Genomic DNA, 19,423 nt, shown 5'->3' on the forward strand with positions numbered 1-19,423 from the left:
CAGGCCACCCTATTACAAATATTTAACTCGTTATTTTGCCATGTAAAAGCGATTTCGTCAGCTATTAACATGATTATCGCCGAGCGTTACACGGCTGGATTTCGGCTAAGCCAAGATTTTCAGACGGCCTGTTCAAGTGAATGGAATCGCATTTATTTTCTAACTAATTTCCCAGCCACGATATTCAGACTGTTGATTCTGCCGACACGCCGTGCCGATAAATCAATCTTTGCCACCAATCTTTTGCAGCAGATTTTCAGCTACCACGCCGCATTCGATATTCCGCTTTAACGGTTTCGCATTCAAATCCTTCAAGGCCGTCTGAAAGTCGGCGAAACCCATCAACTGCGAACCGAAACGGCGCATATGTTCGGTATCCTGCTGACAGTCTATCAGCGCAACACCCAAATCCGCCAAAAACGGGACGGCGCAGGCAAACGCAATCTTGGACGCATCGGGACGCAAGGCAAACATCGACTCGCCATAAAACACGCAGCCGATTTGCACGCCGTAAAACCCGCCTGCCAACTGCATTTCGCCTTGTTCGTCCGGCAGCCAACATTCAAACGAATGCGCATGCCCCTGATGGTGCAGCTTCAAATAGGCCGTCTGAAACGCAGGTTCTATCCACGTTCCGTCCTGTTCCGGACGCGGCACATTGGCACAATGGGCAATCACTTTTTCAAAACAGCGGTTGACCGTTACCTGATACGGCTTGTGACGCAAAATTTTGGCGAGCGATCGGCCGATATGCAGGCTTTCCGGCACAATCACGGCTCGCGGCGCAACCGCATACCAAAAAAACCAACCGTCGCGGCTAAGCCACGGAAAAATCCCCTGCCCATACGCCGACAACAGCCGCCCCGTATCCAAATCGCCGCTGACGCCGACCAAGCCGTCGCATTCTGCCAAAGCGTAAGACGGTTCGGGGAAACGATAATCCCGTGGCGCAAGTAAAGGAATCTTCATCGTAAAGCCCATAAAGTTTCAGACGGCCTCAAGCTGAAAACGCCCAAGGCCGTCTGAAAAATCAACATACAAACTGATTAACGTTTGGTTTTGGTTTGGCATTCGCCGCATACGCCGTACATATACAGCGCGTGGTCGACGATGCGGTAGCCGTTTTCTTCGGCGATTTTGTCTTGCAGCGCTTCGATTTCCGGATTGTGGAATTCGGTTACTTCGCCGCATTTCACGCAGACGATGTGGTCGTGGTGGTCGCCTTTGTCCAATTCGTAAACCGCTTTGCCGGTTTCAAAATGGTGGCGTTGCAAAATACCGGCCTGTTCAAACTGGGTCAGCACACGGTAAATCGTCGCCACGCCGATTTCCACACCCTCTTCCAACAGGATACGGTACACATCTTCCGCACTCAAATGCTCCTCGGCATGAGTCTCGAACAAGTCCAAAATTTTCAAACGTGGACCCGTAACTTTCAAACCGCTGTCTTTCAATTGCGCAATGTTGCTGAATTTTTCCATAATATTCAATATCCCTGTAAGGTAATAACCGTTATAATACGCACTTTCCGCCCATTTGCCCACTATTGGGCCGTTAAAGGGCGGCAATCTGCCGCCGGTCCTGCAATTGAAAATCGGCGAAAAGAAAAATTAAGAAGATGATTATCGTTTGCTTTTTAAAAATATTCAAGCGATGATAAACATCTTTCCCGAAATGACACAGAAAGGTAAGCCCGTGAATAAAGCCTTATGCCTTGCCATCGCCGCTATTTTAGGTCTGGCCTCATGCAGTGCCGAGCGCGTATCCAACTTTCCATCTTACAAACTCAAAATCATTCAAGGTAACGAGCTCAATCCCCGCGCCGTGGTTTCCCTGCGCCAAGGTATGACCCGCGACCAAGTCCAACTGCTGCTCGGTACGCCGCTCCTGCGCGACGCCTTCCATGCCGACCGCTGGGATTACACTTTCAACACCAGCCGCAACGGCATCATCAAAGAACAAAGCAACCTGACCCTGTACTTTGAAAACGACGTCCTCGCACGTGCCGAAGGCAATGCCATTCAAAAATCCATCGAAGCGGTTCAAGCCGGACAAAACGTCGTTCCGACTACCGAAACCAACGCGAAATAAGGAAGCCCATGAGCGCATTGAAAATCGCCATTGCCGGCGTCAACGGTCGTATGGGCCGCGTCTTGGTTGAAGCCGTCAACAACCATCCCGATGCCGTCCTCTCCGGCGCACTCGAGCATTCCGGTTCGGAAGTATTGGGTTTGGATGCAGGCTTCGCCTCCGGCCTCAAAACCGGCGTTGCCATTTCAGACGACGTGGATGCCGTACTGGCTCAAAGCGATGTCCTCATCGACTTTACCCGCCCCGAGCCAACCCTGAAACACCTACAAAAATGCGTGGAAAAAGGCGTCAACATCATCATCGGCACGACCGGTTTTGATGATGCAGGCAAAGCCGCCATCCAAGCCGCAGGCGAAAAAATAGGCGTTGTTTTCGCCGCCAACTTCAGCGTCGGCGTCAACCTGACCTTCCATATCCTCGACACCGTCGCCCGCGTGTTAAACGAAGGCTACGACATCGAAATCATCGAAGGCCACCACCGCCACAAAGTCGATGCCCCAAGCGGCACCGCGTTGCGCATGGGAGAAGTCATTGCCGACGCCCTCGGCCGCAACCTCAAAGAATGCGCCGTTTACGGCCGCGAAGGCCATACCGGCCCGCGCGATCCGTCCACCATCGGTTTTGCCACCGTCCGCGCAGGCGACATCGTCGGCGACCACACCGCCCTCTTCGCCACCGACGGCGAGCGCGTGGAAATCACCCACAAGGCCAGCAGCCGCATGACCTTTGCCGCCGGTGCCGTACGCGCCGCAGTTTGGGCAAACGGCAAAAAAGGCCTGTACGATATGCAAGACGTACTGGGTTTGAAAAACCGATAAACCCGCATCATCAGGTTTCATACCTTACAAGGCCGTCTGAAAGCACAACGTCGATTTTCAGACGGCCTTATTAACAAAGAAAGCCCCACCATGTCCTATCAACAAATCACCATCAACGTCAACGATGCCGTCGCCGAACGCCTTGCCGACGCGCTGATGGAACACGGCGCATTGTCCGCCGCCATTGAAGATGCCTACGCCGGTACAGAAAACGAGCAGGCCATTTTCGGCGAGCCGGGCATGCCGACCGAGCAAATCTGGCAACAAAGCAAAGTCATCGCCCTTTTCGGCGAAAGCGACGACGCCGCTTCCATTATCGAAGCCGCCGCGCAGGAATGCGGTTTGAACGATTTGAAATACACCGGCGAAATCCTTGAAGATCAAGACTGGGTACGCCTGACCCAAGCACAATTCGACCCGATTCAAATTTCCGACCGCCTGTGGATTACCCCGTCTTGGCACGAAGCGCCCAACGGCAACGCCGTCAACCTGCAACTCGACCCTGGCCTTGCCTTCGGCACCGGCAGCCATCCGACTACCCGCCTCTGCCTCAAATGGCTGGACACGCAGCTCAAAGGCGGTGAAAGCGTATTGGACTACGGCTGCGGCTCAGGCATTTTGGCCATTGCCGCCCTCAAACTCGGTGCAGGCTCCGCCATCGGCGTAGACATTGACGAACAAGCCATCCGCGCCAGCAAAGACAATGCCGCGCAAAACAACGTCGACGCGCAGTTCTACCTGCCGGACGGCCTGCCGCAAGGCCAATTTGATGTCGTTGTCGCCAACATTCTGGCAAACCCGCTGCGTATGCTCGGCGAAATGCTTGCCGCGCGTACCAAACAAGGCGGCCGCATTGTCTTGTCCGGTCTTTTGGACGAACAAGTCGAAGAACTCAGCGACATTTACAGCCAATGGTTCAACATCGAGCCTGCCGAAATCGAAGAAGGCTGGGCGCGATTGAGCGGCGTCAAACGCTAAACCTGTTTTCCGATACAAAGGCCGTCTGAAATTTAATCTTTCAGACGGCCTTTTTGCACTTAAAACGCTGAATATTCCAGCAAAATCAGGTATAATTGCCTATTATTTTGACCTTTCGGAACACACCCGCCGCGCCCGTTTGACATTTCATCGCGCTCACGGAAAAATTCCTTGAAATTCAGCAAGAAAAGACCATGACTGACCAAAAACACGAAGAATACGGCGCCGACAGCATACAAGTGCTGGAAGGCTTGGAAGCGGTACGCAAACGCCCCGGTATGTATATCGGCGACACGCAGGACGGCAGTGGCCTACACCACATGGTGTTCGAGGTGCTTGACAACGCCATTGACGAAGCGCTCGCCGGACATTGCGACAAAATCACCGTAACCATCCATGCCGACAATTCCGTCAGCGTGGCCGACAACGGCCGCGGTATGCCGACCGGCATCCACCCGAAAGAAGGCCGCTCCGCCGCCGAAGTCATCATGACCGTCTTGCACGCAGGCGGCAAATTCGACAACAACAGCTACAAAATCTCCGGCGGCTTGCACGGCGTGGGCGTATCCGTCGTCAACGCGCTGTCCGACTGGGTAACGCTGACCATCTACCGCGACGGCAAAGAACACTTCGTCCGCTTCGTACGCGGCGAAGCCGAAGAGCCGTTGAAGGTTGTCGGCGATTCCGACAAAAAAGGCACAACCGTACGCTTCCTCGCCAGCAGCGAAACCTTCGGCAATGTCGAATACAGCTTCGACACCCTTGCCAAACGTATCCGCGAACTCTCCTTCCTCAATAACGGCGTAGACATCGAGCTGATCGACGAACGCGACGGTAGACACGAAAGCTTCGCCCTCTCCGGCGGCGTGGCCGGCTTCGTGCAATACATGAACCGTAAAAAAACGCCATTGCACGAAAAAATCTTCTACGCGTTCGGTGAAAAAGACGGCATGAGCGTCGAATGCGCGATGCAGTGGAACGACAGCTACCAAGAAAGCGTGCAATGTTTCACCAACAACATTCCGCAACGCGACGGCGGTACGCATTTGACCGCATTACGCCAAGTGATGACCCGTACCATCAACAACTATATCGAAGCCAACGAAGTGGCTAAAAAAGCCAAAGTGGAAACCGCCGGCGACGATATGCGCGAAGGCCTGACCTGCGTGTTGTCCGTCAAACTGCCCGATCCAAAATTCTCATCGCAAACCAAAGACAAACTGGTTTCCAGCGAAATCGGCCCCGTCGTCAACGAAGTCATCAACCAAGCCCTGACCGACTTCCTTGAAGAAAACCCGACCGAAGCCAAAATCATCACCAGCAAAATCGTCGATGCCGCACGCGCACGCGAAGCCGCACGAAAAGCCCGCGAAATCACCCGCCGCAAAGGCGTGATGGACGGTTTGGGCCTGCCGGGCAAACTGGCCGACTGCCAAGAAAAAGACCCTGCCCTGTCCGAACTCTATCTCGTCGAGGGCGACTCCGCAGGCGGCTCCGCCATGCAGGGCCGCGACCGCAAATTCCAAGCGATTTTGCCGCTCAAAGGTAAGATTTTGAACGTCGAAAAAGCACGTTTTGAAAAAATGCTGGCCAGCCAAGAAGTCGCCACGCTGATTACCGCTTTGGGCGCAGGCATCGGCAAAGAAGAGTTCAATGCCGAAAAACTGCGCTACCACCGCATCATCATCATGACCGATGCCGACGTGGACGGCGCGCACATCCGCACCCTGCTCCTGACCTTCTTCTACCGCCAAATGCCCGAGCTGGTCGAGCGCGGCTACATCTACATCGCCCAGCCGCCTTTGTACAAAGCCAAATACGGCAAACAAGAGCGCTATCTCAAAGACGAATTGGAAAAAGACCAATGGCTGCTCGGTTTGGCCTTGGAAAAAGCCAAAATCGTTTCAGACGGCCGCACCATCGAAGGCGAAGAGCTTGCCAATACCGCCAAACAATTCCTGTTGGCCAAAACCGTCATCGAGCAAGAAAGCCGCATCATTGACGAACTCGTTCTGCACACCATGCTGCACGCTTCGCCGGTCGATCTCAGCACCGCAGAAAGCGCAGACCGGGCCGTTGCCGAATTGAGCGGCCTCTTGGACGAAAAAGAAGTCGCACTCGAACGCATCGAAGGCCACGAAGGACACCAGTTCATCAAAATCACACGCAAACTGCACGGCAATGTGATGGTGAGCTACCTCGAGCCTAAGTTCCTCAACAGCAAAGCCTACCAAACCCTTACCCAAACCGCCGCCGCACTCAAAGGCATGGTCGGCAAAGGGGCAAAGCTCTACAAAGGCGACAACGAATACGACATCGACAGCTTTGAAGCCGCTTTGGACATCTTGATGAGCGTTGCCCAAAAAGGCATGTCCATCCAACGATACAAAGGCTTGGGCGAGATGAACCCGGAACAACTTTGGGAAACCACGATGGATCCTACCGTCCGCCGCCTCCTGAAAGTCCGCATCGAAGACGCCATCGCCGCCGACGAAGTGTTTGTTACCCTGATGGGCGACGAAGTCGAACCGCGCCGCGCCTTCATCGAAAACAACGCCCTGCTGGCACAAAACATCGACGCCTAAGCATGGAAAGATAAAAGGCCGTCTGAAAAACGTTTTTCAGACGGCCTTTTTTGTTTTTGTACTTTGTTTCTTACAACTCAAATCCCAACCACTTCGCGTGTTTTAATAGAGCATCCCAACTGATTCGGATTCGGGACAATCCCAAATAACCTGTTTGAAACGCTCCAATCCGTTTCCGCTTTATTCCGCTTTCCCTAAAATCATCGCATCGCCATAGCTGAAAAAGCGGTATTCCTGTTCCACCGCATGACGGTAAACGCTGCGGATATGCTCCATGCCCGAAAACGCACTGACGAGCATCAGCAAGGTTGATTTGGGCAGGTGGAAATTGGTAATCAATCGGTCAGCAACATTGAAGCGGTAGCCCGGCGTAATGAAAATATCGGTATCGCCGCGACCGGCTTTCAGACGGCCTGTCTCGCGTGCGGCGGATTCCAAGGCGCGCATGGAGGTTGTGCCCACTGCCCACACTTTATTGCCGCGCGCTTTGGCGGCTTCAACGGCGGCAACGGTCTCGGCCGGTACGTCAAACCACTCGCTGTGCATTTTGTGTTCTTCAATTTTATCAACGCGCACGGGTTGGAATGTGCCGGCACCGACGTGCAAGGTTACTTCCGCGGTTTCTACGCCTTTGGCTTTCAAACAGCCCAACAATTCATCGGTAAAGTGCAAACCTGCCGTCGGTGCGGCCACTGCGCCTTGATACTTGGCGTACACGGTCTGATAGCGGCTGTCGTCTTCATCATCGGCCGCACGTTCGATATAAGGCGGCAAGGGCAGATGGCCGTTTTGCTCTAAAAGTTCGTAAACGGTTTGCTCGCCTTCAAATTTTAGGCAAAACAATTCTTCCGCTCGCTCCATCATGACGGCACGGATATCGCCTTCAAAAATCAATTCTGTACCCGGTTTCGGCGATTTGGACGAACGGATATGCGCCAATGCGGTATGCGCGTCCAATACCCGCTCAATCAGGGCTTCGATTTTGCCGCCACTGGCTTTTTGGCCGAACAGGCGTGCCTTCATCACTTTGGTATTGTTAAACACCAGCACATCGCCCGGTGCGACATAATCGGGTAAATCGCCGAAATGTTTGTCTTCAATCGGCAATGTAGGCAAGGCAACCAGAAGCCTGCTGCTGCCGCGCACTTCCGGCGGATGCTGGGCAATCAGTTTTTCGGGCAATTCAAAATCAAAATCGGAAATATCCATTGTCGCGCATACTTTAAAAAAACAGGAGCCATTATACGCGCAAAGTTGGTTTTCAGACGGCATGTTTTGTCGAAAAACCAATAAATTAGAATAAACGCTCTTGAAAAAATTACTTTTTAACAAAAATCAGCGTTCCTTTCTTTTTTCGCCGAAAAACGCCTTTTTTCTATCTTTTACTGGACATTTACCGACAAGTTCGGGAAAATAACCAGATTCATTTCTCAGGCTCCGCCCTGTTCCGACATTATTTAAACGCCGGATGGCAAACCTACCTTCCGACGTCTCAGGAAATCATCTAAAACCACAGCGGCGCATACCCAATATGCACTTTATGCCGCGCTAAAAAGGAAAAGCAATGGATTTGCGTAAATTAAAAAAACTGATTGATTTGGTCGAAGAATCAGGCATTGCAGAAATTGAAGTTACCGAAGGCGAAGAAAAAGTCCGCATTACGCGCACCACTGCCGCCGCAGCTCCTGTTTATGCTGCTCCGGCACCTGCCGCAGCCGTTCCGGTTGCCGCCCCTGTTGCTGCTGCTCCGGCCGCAGCCGCTCCAGCCGCCGCCCCTGCCACTCGCGATTTGTCCAACGCGCAAAAATCGCCTATGGTCGGTACGTTCTACCGCGCCCCAGGCCCGAACGCCGCCGCTTTCGTCGAAGTCGGCCAACAAGTCAAAGCAGGCGATACTTTGTGCATTATCGAAGCCATGAAGCTGATGAACGAAATCGAAGCTGAGAAATCCGGTGTCATTAAAGAAATTCTGGTTGAAAACGGTACTCCGGTCGAATACGGCGAGCCGCTCTTTATCATTGAATAATCCGCTTTTTCAGACGGCCTTTATCTTTAAGGCCGTCTGAAATTCCTTTTTCTGTTCATTAAGGACAAACCATGCGTCTGATTTTGGCTATTTTCTTGCCATGGCTTCAGTTTTTCACCATCGGCCGTCCATTTGCAGGCATCATCTGTCTGATTCTGCAATGTACGCTGGTTGGCTGGATACCGGCAGCCATGTGGTCGGTTTATGCCTTGAGCCAATACAAAACCGACCAGAAAATCCGCAACGCATTAGGCGGCCGACAATAGGCCGTCTGAACCATCCGGAAAGATTATCATGCTGAAAAAAGTATTGATCGCCAACCGGGGCGAAATCGCCCTGCGCGTCCTGCGTGCCTGCCGTGAAATGGGCATCGCCACCGTCGCCGTCCATTCCGAAGCCGACAAAGACAGCCTGCACGTCAAACTCGCCGACGAATCCGTGTGCATCGGCCCTGCCGCATCCGCACAAAGCTACCTCAACATTCCCGCCCTCATTGCTGCTGCCGAAGTAACCGAAGCCGACGGCATCCACCCGGGCTACGGTTTCCTCGCCGAAAACGCCAATTTTGCCGAACAAGTCGAACAATCCGGCTTTGTCTTCATCGGCCCGAAAGCCGACACCATCCGTCTGATGGGCGACAAAGTATCCGCCAAACACGCCATGATCGAAGCCGGCGTGCCTTGCGTTCCCGGCTCTGAAGGCGCATTGCCAGACGACGGCGAAGAAATCCTGAAAATTGCCGATAAAGTCGGTTATCCCGTCATTATCAAAGCCTCCGGCGGCGGCGGCGGTCGCGGTATGCGTGTTGTCGAGAAAAAAGAAGACCTCCTCCAGTCTGTCGAAATGACCAAAGCCGAAGCAGGCGCGGCATTCGGCAACCCGATGGTTTACATGGAACGCTATCTGCAGCGTCCGCGCCACGTCGAAATCCAAGTGATTGCCGACGAACACGGCAACGCCATCTACCTCGCCGAGCGCGACTGCTCCATGCAGCGCCGCCACCAAAAAGTTATCGAAGAAGCACCTGCTCCGTTCATCACTGAAGAAGAACGCGCCAAAATCGGCAAAGCCTGTGCCGACGCTTGCAAACGCATCGGCTATCGCGGCGCAGGTACGTTTGAATTCCTGTACGAAGACGGCGAATTCTTCTTTATCGAGATGAACACACGCGTTCAGGTTGAGCATCCGGTTACCGAGCTCATCACCGGCGTGGACATCGTCCAAGAGCAATTACGCATCGCATCCGGCCTGCCTTTGCAATACAAACAGGAAGACATTCAAGTCGAAGGCCACGCGTTTGAGTGCCGTATCAACGCCGAAGACCCGTACAACTTCATTCCAAGCCCGGGCCTGATTGAAAGCTGCCACTTGCCCGGCGGCTTCGGCGTCCGTGTCGACAGCCATATTTACCAAGGCTACCGCATTCCTCCTTACTACGACAGCCTGATCGGCAAAATCTGCGTCGTCGGTAAAGACCGCGACCAAGCCATGGCAAAAATGCGCGTAGCCCTTGCCGAGCTGGCGATTACCGGCATCAAAACCAATACGCCGCTGCACCGTGACTTGTTCAGCGACCCAGGCTTCCAAAAAGGCGGCGTCAGCATCCACTACTTGGAACATTGGTTGGAAGAACGCAAAGCCAAACAGGATAAATAATCCCTTGTTTTGACTAAAAATCAGGCCGTCTGAAACGCAAAATAAAGTTTCAGACGGCCTTTTTTAAGGCGAAGCAGGCTTCTTCAAATACCACGTGGACTTTGACGCGCTGGAAAGCCTGCCCGAACTCAAAGCAGGCAAAATCGGCGCGATTTGCTGTTCGCATCCGACCAACCCGACCGGCAACGTGCTGACCGACGGCGAAATGGCGCGGCTGGATGCTTTGGCGCAAGAACACGGCATTCCGCTGATTATCGACAACGCCTACGGAATACCGTTCCCCAACATCATTTACAGCGACGTGACGCTGAATTGGCACGAAAACATCAATCCTCTGCTTCAGCCTTTCCAAAGTCGGCTTACCGGGCGTTCGCACCGGCATCATCGTCGCCGCGCCGGAAGTGGTCAAAGCCGTCAGCAGTCTGAACGCGATTGTGAACCTGTCGCCTACCCGCTTCAGCGCAGCCATTGCAACGCCGCTGTTGCGGGACGGTCGTCTGAAACAGCTTTCAGACGACGTCATCCGGCCGTTTTACCGCAATCAGGCACAAACTGCCGTCTCGCTGCTCAAGCGCGAGCTGGGCGCATATCCGCTGAAAATCCACAAGCCCGAAGGCGCGATTTTCCTGTGGCTCTGGTTTGAAAACCTGCCCGTTTCGTCGCAAACTCTGTACGAAATGCTCAAAGCCGAAGGCACGCTGATTATTCCGGGCGAGCATTTCTTTGTTGGCATCGATACGCAAGATTATCCGCACGCGCACGAGTGCATCCGCATGAGCATTGCTCAGGACGCGGAAATGCTGGAAAAAGGCATCGCCGCCATCGGCAGGGTGGTGCGCGGTTTGTACGATGCGGCGTAAACGGTAAAGTTGATAGCCATTCAGTCAAAAGGTCGTCTGAAAACAGTTTCAGACGACCTTTTGTCATTTATTTATTTTTTTTGAAATGAAATTAATTTTCTTTTAAAATTAACCGTTACGATCCACTTTTGAAAGAAAATACAAATGACTAAGCCCGCTTCCAGACTCAGCATCCTCAGCCTCTCCCTCCTTGCCGTTTCGGCGGCATTTGCCTCAGACGAACCCCAAGACCGAGAAATCGCCGAACTCGAAACCATCACCGTAACCGCCAGCGCGGACGCATCCAAGGGCGGTTTGATTCCTGCATTTAAAGGCGGACAGGTGGCGCGCGGCAGCCGCGTGGGTATTTTGGGCAATAAAAAAAACCTAGAATCGCCGTTCTCCAATACTGCTTACACCAATAGGCTGATTCAGGACAAACATGCGCGCAGCGTCGGCGACGTACTGCAAAACGACCCGACCGTCCGCGTTGCGCGCGGTTACGGCAATTTTCAGGAAGCGTATTTCATACGCGGCTTTGCCGCCGAATCGGACGATACCATGTACAACGGCCTTTACGGCATCCTGCCGCGCCAATACATCGCCACCGAGCTTTTCGAACGCGTGGAAGTCCAGCGCGGCGCATCCGCCTTCTTAAACGGCATGGCGCCGGGCGGCAACAATATCGGTGGCACGGTATCCGTATTACCCAAACGCGCGTCCAATGAAGGATTGAACCGGCTGACTACCAATTACGGCGCGGGAAAACGCGGTGGTTTGGCGGCGGACGTGGCGCGCCGTTTCGGACAAAATCAGGAATTCGGCGTGCGCGTCAATGCGGCGCACCATAACGGCAAAACCGCAATAGACGACGAAAAGTCCAAACTCAGCCTGGTCAATGTCGGCCTAGACTGGCGCAATGAAAATGCCCGCCTGTCCGCCGATTTGGGCTGGCAGGACAACAAGCTCAAAGCCACGCGTACCAATGTTACCCTGTCAGGCCTGACCGCCGTGCCGGCCGCGCCTGATGCCTCGTCCAACTGGGCGCAGCCGTGGACGTATTCCAACGAGCGCGACTGGTTTGGCACAATGCGCGGCGAATACGATTTCAACGACAACCTGACTGCCTACGCCGCCTACGGCTTCCGCCGCAGCAAGGAAAACAATTCTTTGGCAAACCTGACTGTCGGCAATGTCAACGGCGACGGATCGATTTACCGCTTCGACAACGCGCGTAAGGATAAAATCGACACGGGCGAAATCGGTTTGCGCGGCAAATTCAATACGGGCGCGGTAGAGCACGAATGGACCGCCGCCGCCAACCGGTTCCAATCCTCGCGCAAAAACGCTTACATCATGGATTGGGGCAACCGATATACGACTAACCTCTACAACCCGTCCCGCTATCCGCAACCCGCAGCCGCCAACCCGCTGTATTCGGGCAACGACATGGGCAATCCTGCTGTTACCGGCAAAACACGCCTGACCAGCTTCGCCTTGGGTGACACCTTCAGCCTTTGGGACAAACGCCTGCAATTCATGCTCGGTGCGCGCTGGCAGCAGGTGCATAACAAGGCTTACGCCTATAATACGGGCGCGCAAACCGAAAATTACAAAAAATCGCGCCTCAGTCCCGCCGCCGGCGCGGTGTACCGCATCACGCCGAATTGGTCGGTGTACGGCAACTACATCGAAAGCCTGGGACAAGGCGCGACTGCAGGCTCGACTGCCTCCATCAACGGCCGGGTCTACGCCGTCAGCAATACCGGCGAATCGCTCAAACCCTATGTTTCCAAACAAAAAGAAATCGGCACGAAATTTGAAGCCAACGGCTTCGGCGCGGGATTGGCCCTGTTCCACACCGACAAACCGCGTTCGCTTTACGTTGCCGAAAGCAACAACACCGCCCGCTTCACCTCCGAAGGCAAAGACCGCCACCGGGGCGCGGAAATCACCGTTTACGGGGAAGTCGCACAAGGCGTGAGGCTCTTGGGCGGCATTACCCTGCTCGATGCCAAGCAGAAATCTACCGGCTCATCTTTAACTGACGGCAAACGCACCATCGGCGTGGCTAAAACCCAAGCCAACATTGGCTTGGAATGGGAAGTGCCGAAAGTGCAAGGTTTGGCATTTGACGGACGCATGGTTTACACCGGTTCTTCCTACGCCGATGCAGCCAATACGCTTAAAGTCGGCGGCTGGACGCGCTTCGACATCGGCGCGCGCTACCACACCCAAATCGGCAGGCATGAAGCCACCTTCCGCGCCCGCCTCGATAATGTTGCCAACAAGAAATACTGGGCATCCGTCGGCGGATACCCTAACAGCGGCTACCTGAACGCCGGCGCACCGCGCAGCTTCACCCTGTCGGCTTCGGTCGATTTTTAAGGGACGGGCGGCAAACGGCCTCCAACGGTCCAAAGGTCGTCTGAAACGTTTTCAGACGACCTTGGAGCCTGGGGCGTCCGACTTTGCCCTACGCTTTCGGACAACTGCCGTAAAACTCCGCCTTTGCGGCATCGGCACCGACAACGGGCAATGGATTTTGCTGCGCCGCCGCTTTCTCCGAATAACGTCAAACCCACTAAAAGGTCGTCTGAAACGTGTTCCAAATCCAAAACGCCACCTTCGCCATACCCGGCCGCTCGCTGCTGCACGACATCAGCGTCAACTTTTCCCCTAACCGCGTGTACGGCCTCATCGGTCATAACGGCTCGGGCAAGTCCACGCTGTTGAAACTGCTCACCCGCCAGCATGAACCCGCAGGCGGTAGGATATTGCTGAACGACAAAGAAATACGCGCCTATTCCGCCCGCGCATACGCCAAAGAAGTCGCCTATCTTCCGCAGCAACTGCCCGCCGCTACCGCGCTGACCGCGTGCGAGCTGGTTATGATGGGGCGTTATGCCTGGAGCGGGCTTTTAGGGCGCACGAACGATGCGGACAGACAGGCGGTGGAACAGGCGTTGCGGCTGACGCATACGGAAAAATTTGCCGATCAAATCGTCGATACGCTGTCGGGCGGCGAACGTTCGCGCGTCTGGCTGGCGATGTGCCTGGCGCAGCAAAGCCGCTTTTTGCTGCTGGACGAACCGCTTGCCGCTTTGGACATCGCCCACCAAATCGACGTGATGGCACTGGTGCGCAAGCTGTCTCGCAATTTGGGTTTGGGCGTCATCATCGTCATCCACGACATTAATCTGGCGGCGCAGTATTGCGATGAACTGGTCGCACTCAAACAGGGACGGCTATTAAAAACGGGCAAACCTGCCGACATTATGACCGCAGAAGTGTTGAAAGACATTTACAGCGTCGATATGAACATCATCGCTCATCCTGAAAACGGCTGCCCCGTGGCATTGCCTTGACGCAGGCAAACCGTCCCGCCACATAAGTTCCGACCATAAAATCCGCCGCCCGAATCCAAACCGGATAACATCACAGACCATTGTGGAATACCTGTATCCGATATGTTTCAGATGACCCTTTATTCAAAACCGAAAGACCTTCCAAGCTCATGTCCCACCGCTTTTCAGACGACATTCCCCGCCTTGCCGCACGGCTGTTTTTTACCGCTGCCCTCCTGTTTTCCCTGCCTGCACCCGCCGCACCGCGTGTGGCGACTTCGGACTGGACGGTCGCCGAAACACTGACGGCGATGGGGCATCCGCCCGTCAGCGTTGCCGACCGCCGCGTGTACGATACCTGGGTGAACCATCCGCCACTGCCCGCTGCCGTCAAGGAAGCGGGGCTGCGCTTCCAGCCGAATTTGGAGCGGCTGTATCAGATAAAGCCTGATTTTTTCGTGCAATCTTCCTGGTATGCCGCCGCCAAGTCCCAGTTTGAAAAAATCGCCCCGGTACGCGAAGTGGATTTCGGCACGGCAAAAGGCATCGAATATGCCCACACAGTCGAAGCCACGCGCAGGCTGGGTAAAATCATCGGCGACCCTGCCGCTGCCGAAAAGCTGATTGCCGGTACGGAAAACCTGTTTGCCCGCGCCAAACCCGTGCTTTCGGCATATCGTGGCCGCCCGTTTGCGGTGGTGCAGTTTGTCGACGGGCGGCATTTGCGGATTTACGGCAAGACTTCGCTGTTTCAGGCCGTGTTCGACAAATTGGGGCTGAACAATGCCTGGACAGGCAAAAGCAACGAATGGGGTTTCGAAAACATCACGCTTTTAGATTTGGCAAAGCTGCCGCCGGACACGCTGCTAATCATCGTCAAACCGCATCCTCAAAATACACGTGCAACGCTCGAAAAAAGCGCGCTTTGGCAACGCCTGCCGTTCTGCCACCCTGCAAACCGCCGCATCTTCGAGCCGTCGTGGAGCTACGGCGCACTGCCGTCCATGCAGCGTTTCACTTTGCAACTGATGCGTTCGATGTCGTCTGAAAACCCGTCCGCACAAAAGGAAGCCGCATGGTAAAGATTTTCAGACGACCCCTGCCTATCCTTGCCGCCGCGTTGGCAATATCGTGCGCGCTGACGGCGTTTTGGATATTGAAGCTGGAATGGACGCTGCCGTGGCTGCGGCTGTTTGACCGTCCCGACAGCCTGCCTTTGGATGCACTGATGGTGCAGAACAACACCCTGCCCCGCATGGCGATGGCGCTGCTCGCGGGCGGCAGTACGGCGATGGCGACCATGCTGATGCAGCAGTTGATGCGTAATCCGCTCGCATCCGACAGTACACTGGCAGTCAGCAGCGGCGCGCAGGCGGCTTTGGTGGCGGCAACCGTGTTCGCCCCTTCCTTCCTTGCCTACGGCACGTCCGCCGTGGCGTTTGCCGGCGCAGCGGCGGCTTTGGGCGCGGTATTGCGGCTGTCGGCACGGCGCGCCCTGCAACCGCTCAGCGTCGTGCTGGCGGGTTTGGTGGTCAGCCTGTATCTGGGTTCCCTCACCGGTATCGTGATGCTGTTTTTCAGCGAAGAGACGCGCGGCGTGATGCAGTGGGGCAGCGGCTCCCTGGTGCAGGACAGTTGGCGCGATACGTTGGGGCTTTTGTGGCGGATTGCTGTTGCCGCCATACTTACCGCCTTTTTAATCAAACCGTTAAACATCATGAGCCTGGGCGACACGCAGGCGGAATTGGCAGGCATACCAGTGAAGAAAATCCGCCTGCTGTCTTTGGCGGTTGCTGCATTTTTGAGTGCGGGCGTGGTCGGCTTTGTCGGCATGATGGGCTTTGTCGGATTGGCGGCGGCGACGCTGGTGCGGCAAATGGGCGTACGCACGCTGTCCATGCGCCTGATTTGTTCCTTCATCGTCGGCGCACTGCTTTTGATGCTGACGGACAACGGCCTGATGCTGCTGAAACACTACCGCGGCACCGATCTGCCCGCCGGCGCTGTAACTGCCCTCGTCGGCGCGCCGCTTTTGTTGTGGCTGACGGCGAAAGCACCTCCGCGTCCTTCGTTTCAGACGACCTCCGATATTTCAACCGCCGCGCCGCACGTCCCGCGCCTCTTGCGTTTTCTGCTGCTTATCGCCGTCGCCGTATCGGTATTGGCGTTTACGGTCGGACGCTATGACGAAACCCTGCGCCTGACCATAGACCCGGAATATTTCGTATTCCGCTACCCGCGCGTGCTGCTCGCCGCCGCCACCGGCACCATGCTCGCGTTGACCGGCGTCATACTGCAAAGGCTGACGCAAAACCCGATGGCGGGACCCGAACTCTTGGGCATCAGCTCTGGAACGGCATTCGGCGCGATGTCGGTAGTGATGCTGTTCGGCATTACCTCGGGCAGCGGCTGGTTTTGGCTGACAGGTATCGTTTCCGCTCTCGTATCCTTGGGGCTGTTGATGCTGTTCAACCGCAAAAACGGATTTACTCCCGAAAAAATCCTGCTTACCGGCATGGCGCTGGCCGCACTCGCCGATGCCGCCATCCGCATTTGGATGGCAACCGGCGATTTCCGCGTACAACTGCTTTTATTGTGGATGTCAGGTTCGACCTATCAGGCAACACCCGAATCCGCCCTTACCGTCGGCCTCCTCGCCGCCGCCTCGCTCCTCCTCATCCTCACGCTGCAACGCTGGCTCGGACTGCTCAGCCTGAACGCAACAATCGCCCGCTCCGTCGGCATCAACGTCCCCCTCGCACGGCTGGTGCTGATCGTCTCAAGCGCAGCGTTAACCGCCTTATCCACACTGCTTATCGGCCCCTTGAGCTTCGTCGGACTGCTTGCGCCGCATCTGGCCCGTATGCTCGGCGCACGCCTGCCCAAACAGCAACTTGCCGCCGCCGCACTCATCGGCGCATCGGTTATGATGACGGCCGACTGGCTGGGCAGGCAGGTAATGTTCCCTTACGAAGTCCCCGCCGGAATGATGGCCACGCTCATAGGCGGCGCATATTTCATGATGATGATGCGCAAGCTTTAATGTGAACGGAGATACAAAAAGGTCGTCTGAAAACAGTTTCAGACGACCTTTTTGTTTAACATGTTTATTCGATAATAAAAATCTAACAAAAATAAAATCTCAATTAATAATAACAATATTAAATTGAAGTCATAGTTCCAATAGTCAAAACCTTTCTGTATATTCCTTTTCATAGCTTAAGTAAAAGGAAAAACAAATGTCGATACAAGAAATTTATGAATGCCAAGAAACCGGCTACGAATATGCCTTCCGACAAATCGTTTTATAAACCACTGACCATTTTGCAAAGGAAACCATCATGACTACCTCTAAATGCCCTGTTACCCACCTGACCATGAACAACGGTGCGCCCGTTGCCGACAATCAAAACAGCCTGACCGCAGGCCCACGCGGCCCTCTGTTGGCACAAGATTTGTGGCTGAATGAAAAACTCGCCGACTTCGTGCGCGAAGTCATCCCCGAACGCCGTATGCACGCCAAAGGTTCGGGCGCGTTCGGTACGTTTACCGTGACACACGACATCACAAAATACACCCGCGCCAAAATCTTCAGCGAAGTCGGCAAGCAAACCGAAATGTTCGCCCGTTTCACCACCGTGGCAGGCGAACGCGGCGCAGCCGATGCGGAACGCGACATCCGCGGCTTTGCATTGAAGTTTTATACCGAAGAAGGCAACTGGGATATGGTCGGCAACAACACGCCCGTATTCTTCCTGCGCGACCCGCGCAAATTCCCCGACCTGAACAAAGCCGTCAAACGCGACCCGCGCACCAATATGCGCTCCGCCACAAACAACTGGGACTTTTGGACACTGCTGCCCGAAGCCCTGCACCAAGTCACCATCGTCATGAGCGACCGCGGCATCCCAGCCAGCTACCGCCATATGCACGGCTTTGGTTCGCATACTTACAGCTTCTGGAACGAAGCAGGCGAACGTTTTTGGGTAAAATTCCATTTCCGCAGCCAGCAAGGCATTAAAAACCTGACCAACGAAGAAGCCGCAAAAATCATCGGAGACGACCGCGAAAGCCACCAGCGCGACCTGTACGAAGCCATCGAACGCGGCGAGTTTCCAAAATGGACGATGTACATCCAAGTCATGCCTGAAGCCGATGCAGAAAAAGTGCCTTATCATCCGTTTGACTTGACCAAAGTTTGGCCGAAAAAAGACTATCCGCTGATTGAAGTGGGCGAATTCGAGTTGAACCGCAATCCCGAAAACTTCTTCGCCGATGTGGAACAATCCGCTTTTGCACCGAGCAACCTCGTTCCCGGTATCGGCGCCAGCCCCGACAAAATGCTACAAGCGCGTTTGTTCAATTACGCTGATGCGCAGCGCTACCGTTTGGGCGTAAACTTCCGCCAAATTCCCGTCAACCGTCCTCGTTGCCCTGTTCACAGCAACCAACGTGACGGGCAAGGCCGCGCCGACGGCAACTACGGCAGCCTGCCGCACTACGAACCCAACAGCTTCGGCCAATGGCAGCAACAACCCGACTTTGCCGAACCGCCTTTGAAAATCAGCGGCGACGCGGCGCACTGGGACTACCGACAAGACGATGACGACTATTTCAGTCAACCGCGTGCTTTGTTCAATCTGATGAGCGACGCACAGAAACAGGCTTTGTTCAACAACACCGCCTCAGCCATGGGCGATGCGCCTGACTTCATCAAATACCGCCACATACGCAACTGCTACCGTTGCGATCCGGCATACGGCGAAGGCTTAGCCAAAGCCCTTGGACTGACTGTCGAAGATGCCCAAGCTGCCCGTGCGACCGACCCGGCTTTAGGTCAACCTGGTTTACTGTAAGGAGGCATTATGTGGATAGAAATTGAAGAAATCTTGTCTCAAGCTGTCCGATACAGCCGTTCGGGCAAAAAGTAACGGTTTAGATCATTAATCAGGCCGTCTGAAACATAAAATAAAGTTTCAGACGGCCTTTTTATGATGAAGTTTATTTGATTGCTTCTGATTCAATGGAACTGGCCACCCTTATTTCTCCGTAAATCATGGCATGCCCCTCACCATCTCATGCT

At 54.6% G+C, this 19,423-nt stretch carries 15 protein-coding genes and 1 pseudogene; 13 read left to right on the forward strand and 3 right to left on the reverse strand.

Annotation, left to right across the window (positions count from 1 at the left end):
- Positions 1–222: 222 nt before the first annotated feature.
- Together aat and fur are read right to left on the reverse strand one after the other, a co-directional pair.
- Entirely contained in the window at positions 223–969 is a 747-nt protein-coding gene (aat, locus tag O3682_RS06055; RefSeq protein ID WP_371509020.1) for a leucyl/phenylalanyl-tRNA--protein transferase, read from the reverse strand.
- A gap of 77 nt (positions 970–1,046) precedes the next feature.
- Positions 1,047–1,544, reverse strand: coding sequence for a ferric iron uptake transcriptional regulator (gene fur, locus O3682_RS06060; protein WP_094192831.1), 498 nt, complete (start codon positions 1,542–1,544; stop codon positions 1,047–1,049).
- Positions 1,545–1,695: 151 nt separating this feature from the next.
- Between fur and O3682_RS06065 the strand changes: the two genes are divergently transcribed.
- The 4 genes from O3682_RS06065 to gyrB all read left to right on the forward strand — a co-directional run bounded on the left by O3682_RS06065 (position 1,696) and on the right by gyrB (position 6,472).
- Positions 1,696–2,091: an outer membrane protein assembly factor BamE gene (locus O3682_RS06065; RefSeq protein ID WP_314511848.1), complete on the forward strand. Its 396-nt coding sequence runs from the start codon at positions 1,696–1,698 to the stop codon at positions 2,089–2,091.
- Positions 2,092–2,099: 8 nt separating this feature from the next.
- Positions 2,100–2,909: a 4-hydroxy-tetrahydrodipicolinate reductase gene (dapB, locus tag O3682_RS06070; protein ID WP_371509023.1), complete on the forward strand. Its 810-nt coding sequence runs from the start codon at positions 2,100–2,102 to the stop codon at positions 2,907–2,909.
- Positions 2,910–2,999: 90 nt separating this feature from the next.
- Positions 3,000–3,887, forward strand: a complete 888-nt coding sequence (gene prmA / locus O3682_RS06075) for a 50S ribosomal protein L11 methyltransferase (protein WP_371509025.1) — start codon at positions 3,000–3,002, stop codon at positions 3,885–3,887.
- 194 nt (positions 3,888–4,081) lie between these two features.
- Positions 4,082–6,472, forward strand: a complete 2,391-nt coding sequence (gene gyrB, locus O3682_RS06080; protein ID WP_371509027.1) for a DNA topoisomerase (ATP-hydrolyzing) subunit B — start codon at positions 4,082–4,084, stop codon at positions 6,470–6,472.
- A gap of 180 nt (positions 6,473–6,652) precedes the next feature.
- Here the strand turns inward: gyrB and queA are convergent, their stop codons facing one another.
- Complete coding sequence (gene queA / locus O3682_RS06085; RefSeq protein WP_263338536.1) at positions 6,653–7,681, reverse strand: tRNA preQ1(34) S-adenosylmethionine ribosyltransferase-isomerase QueA; 1,029 nt, start codon at positions 7,679–7,681, stop codon at positions 6,653–6,655.
- Between the two features lie 355 nt (positions 7,682–8,036).
- Between queA and accB the strand changes: the two genes are divergently transcribed.
- The 9 genes and pseudogenes from accB (at position 8,037) to katA (ending at position 19,196) form a co-directional block, all read left to right on the forward strand.
- Positions 8,037–8,498, forward strand: coding sequence for an acetyl-CoA carboxylase biotin carboxyl carrier protein (gene accB, locus O3682_RS06090; RefSeq protein ID WP_371509029.1), 462 nt, complete (start codon positions 8,037–8,039; stop codon positions 8,496–8,498).
- Positions 8,499–8,569: 71 nt separating this feature from the next.
- Positions 8,570–8,764 carry a YqaE/Pmp3 family membrane protein gene (locus tag O3682_RS06095; RefSeq protein ID WP_039862547.1) on the forward strand — a complete coding sequence of 65 codons (195 nt, stop codon included), beginning with the start codon at positions 8,570–8,572 and terminating at the stop codon, positions 8,762–8,764.
- A gap of 28 nt (positions 8,765–8,792) precedes the next feature.
- Positions 8,793–10,154, forward strand: a complete 1,362-nt coding sequence (gene accC / locus O3682_RS06100) for an acetyl-CoA carboxylase biotin carboxylase subunit (protein ID WP_371509031.1) — start codon at positions 8,793–8,795, stop codon at positions 10,152–10,154.
- Between the two features lie 67 nt (positions 10,155–10,221).
- A pseudogene (locus O3682_RS06105) lies at positions 10,222–11,014 on the forward strand (aminotransferase class I/II-fold pyridoxal phosphate-dependent enzyme); the annotation flags it as partial.
- A 144-nt stretch (positions 11,015–11,158) separates the two neighbouring features.
- Complete coding sequence (locus O3682_RS06110; protein WP_371509033.1) at positions 11,159–13,381, forward strand: TonB-dependent receptor; 2,223 nt, start codon at positions 11,159–11,161, stop codon at positions 13,379–13,381.
- Between the two features lie 215 nt (positions 13,382–13,596).
- Positions 13,597–14,361 carry an ABC transporter ATP-binding protein gene (locus O3682_RS06115; RefSeq protein WP_371509035.1) on the forward strand — a complete coding sequence of 255 codons (765 nt, stop codon included), beginning with the start codon at positions 13,597–13,599 and terminating at the stop codon, positions 14,359–14,361.
- A 149-nt stretch (positions 14,362–14,510) separates the two neighbouring features.
- Positions 14,511–15,422 (forward strand): ABC transporter substrate-binding protein, encoded by a 912-nt coding sequence (locus tag O3682_RS06120; protein ID WP_371509037.1) that lies wholly within the window; start codon positions 14,511–14,513, stop codon positions 15,420–15,422.
- On the forward strand, positions 15,416–17,383 hold the full coding sequence (fhuB, locus tag O3682_RS06125; RefSeq protein ID WP_371509038.1) for a Fe(3+)-hydroxamate ABC transporter permease FhuB: 1,968 nt from the start codon (positions 15,416–15,418) through the stop codon (positions 17,381–17,383). The genes O3682_RS06120 and fhuB overlap by 7 nt, the downstream gene beginning before the upstream one ends.
- Positions 17,384–17,681: 298 nt before the next feature.
- A complete protein-coding gene (gene katA, locus O3682_RS06130; RefSeq protein WP_371509040.1) occupies positions 17,682–19,196 on the forward strand; it encodes a catalase KatA in 1,515 nt (504 codons plus the stop codon).
- The last annotated feature ends 227 nt before the right edge of the window (positions 19,197–19,423 follow it).

This window comes from Neisseria sp. 27098_8_112, assembly GCF_041433235.1.
Classification (GTDB): domain Bacteria; phylum Pseudomonadota; class Gammaproteobacteria; order Burkholderiales; family Neisseriaceae; genus Neisseria.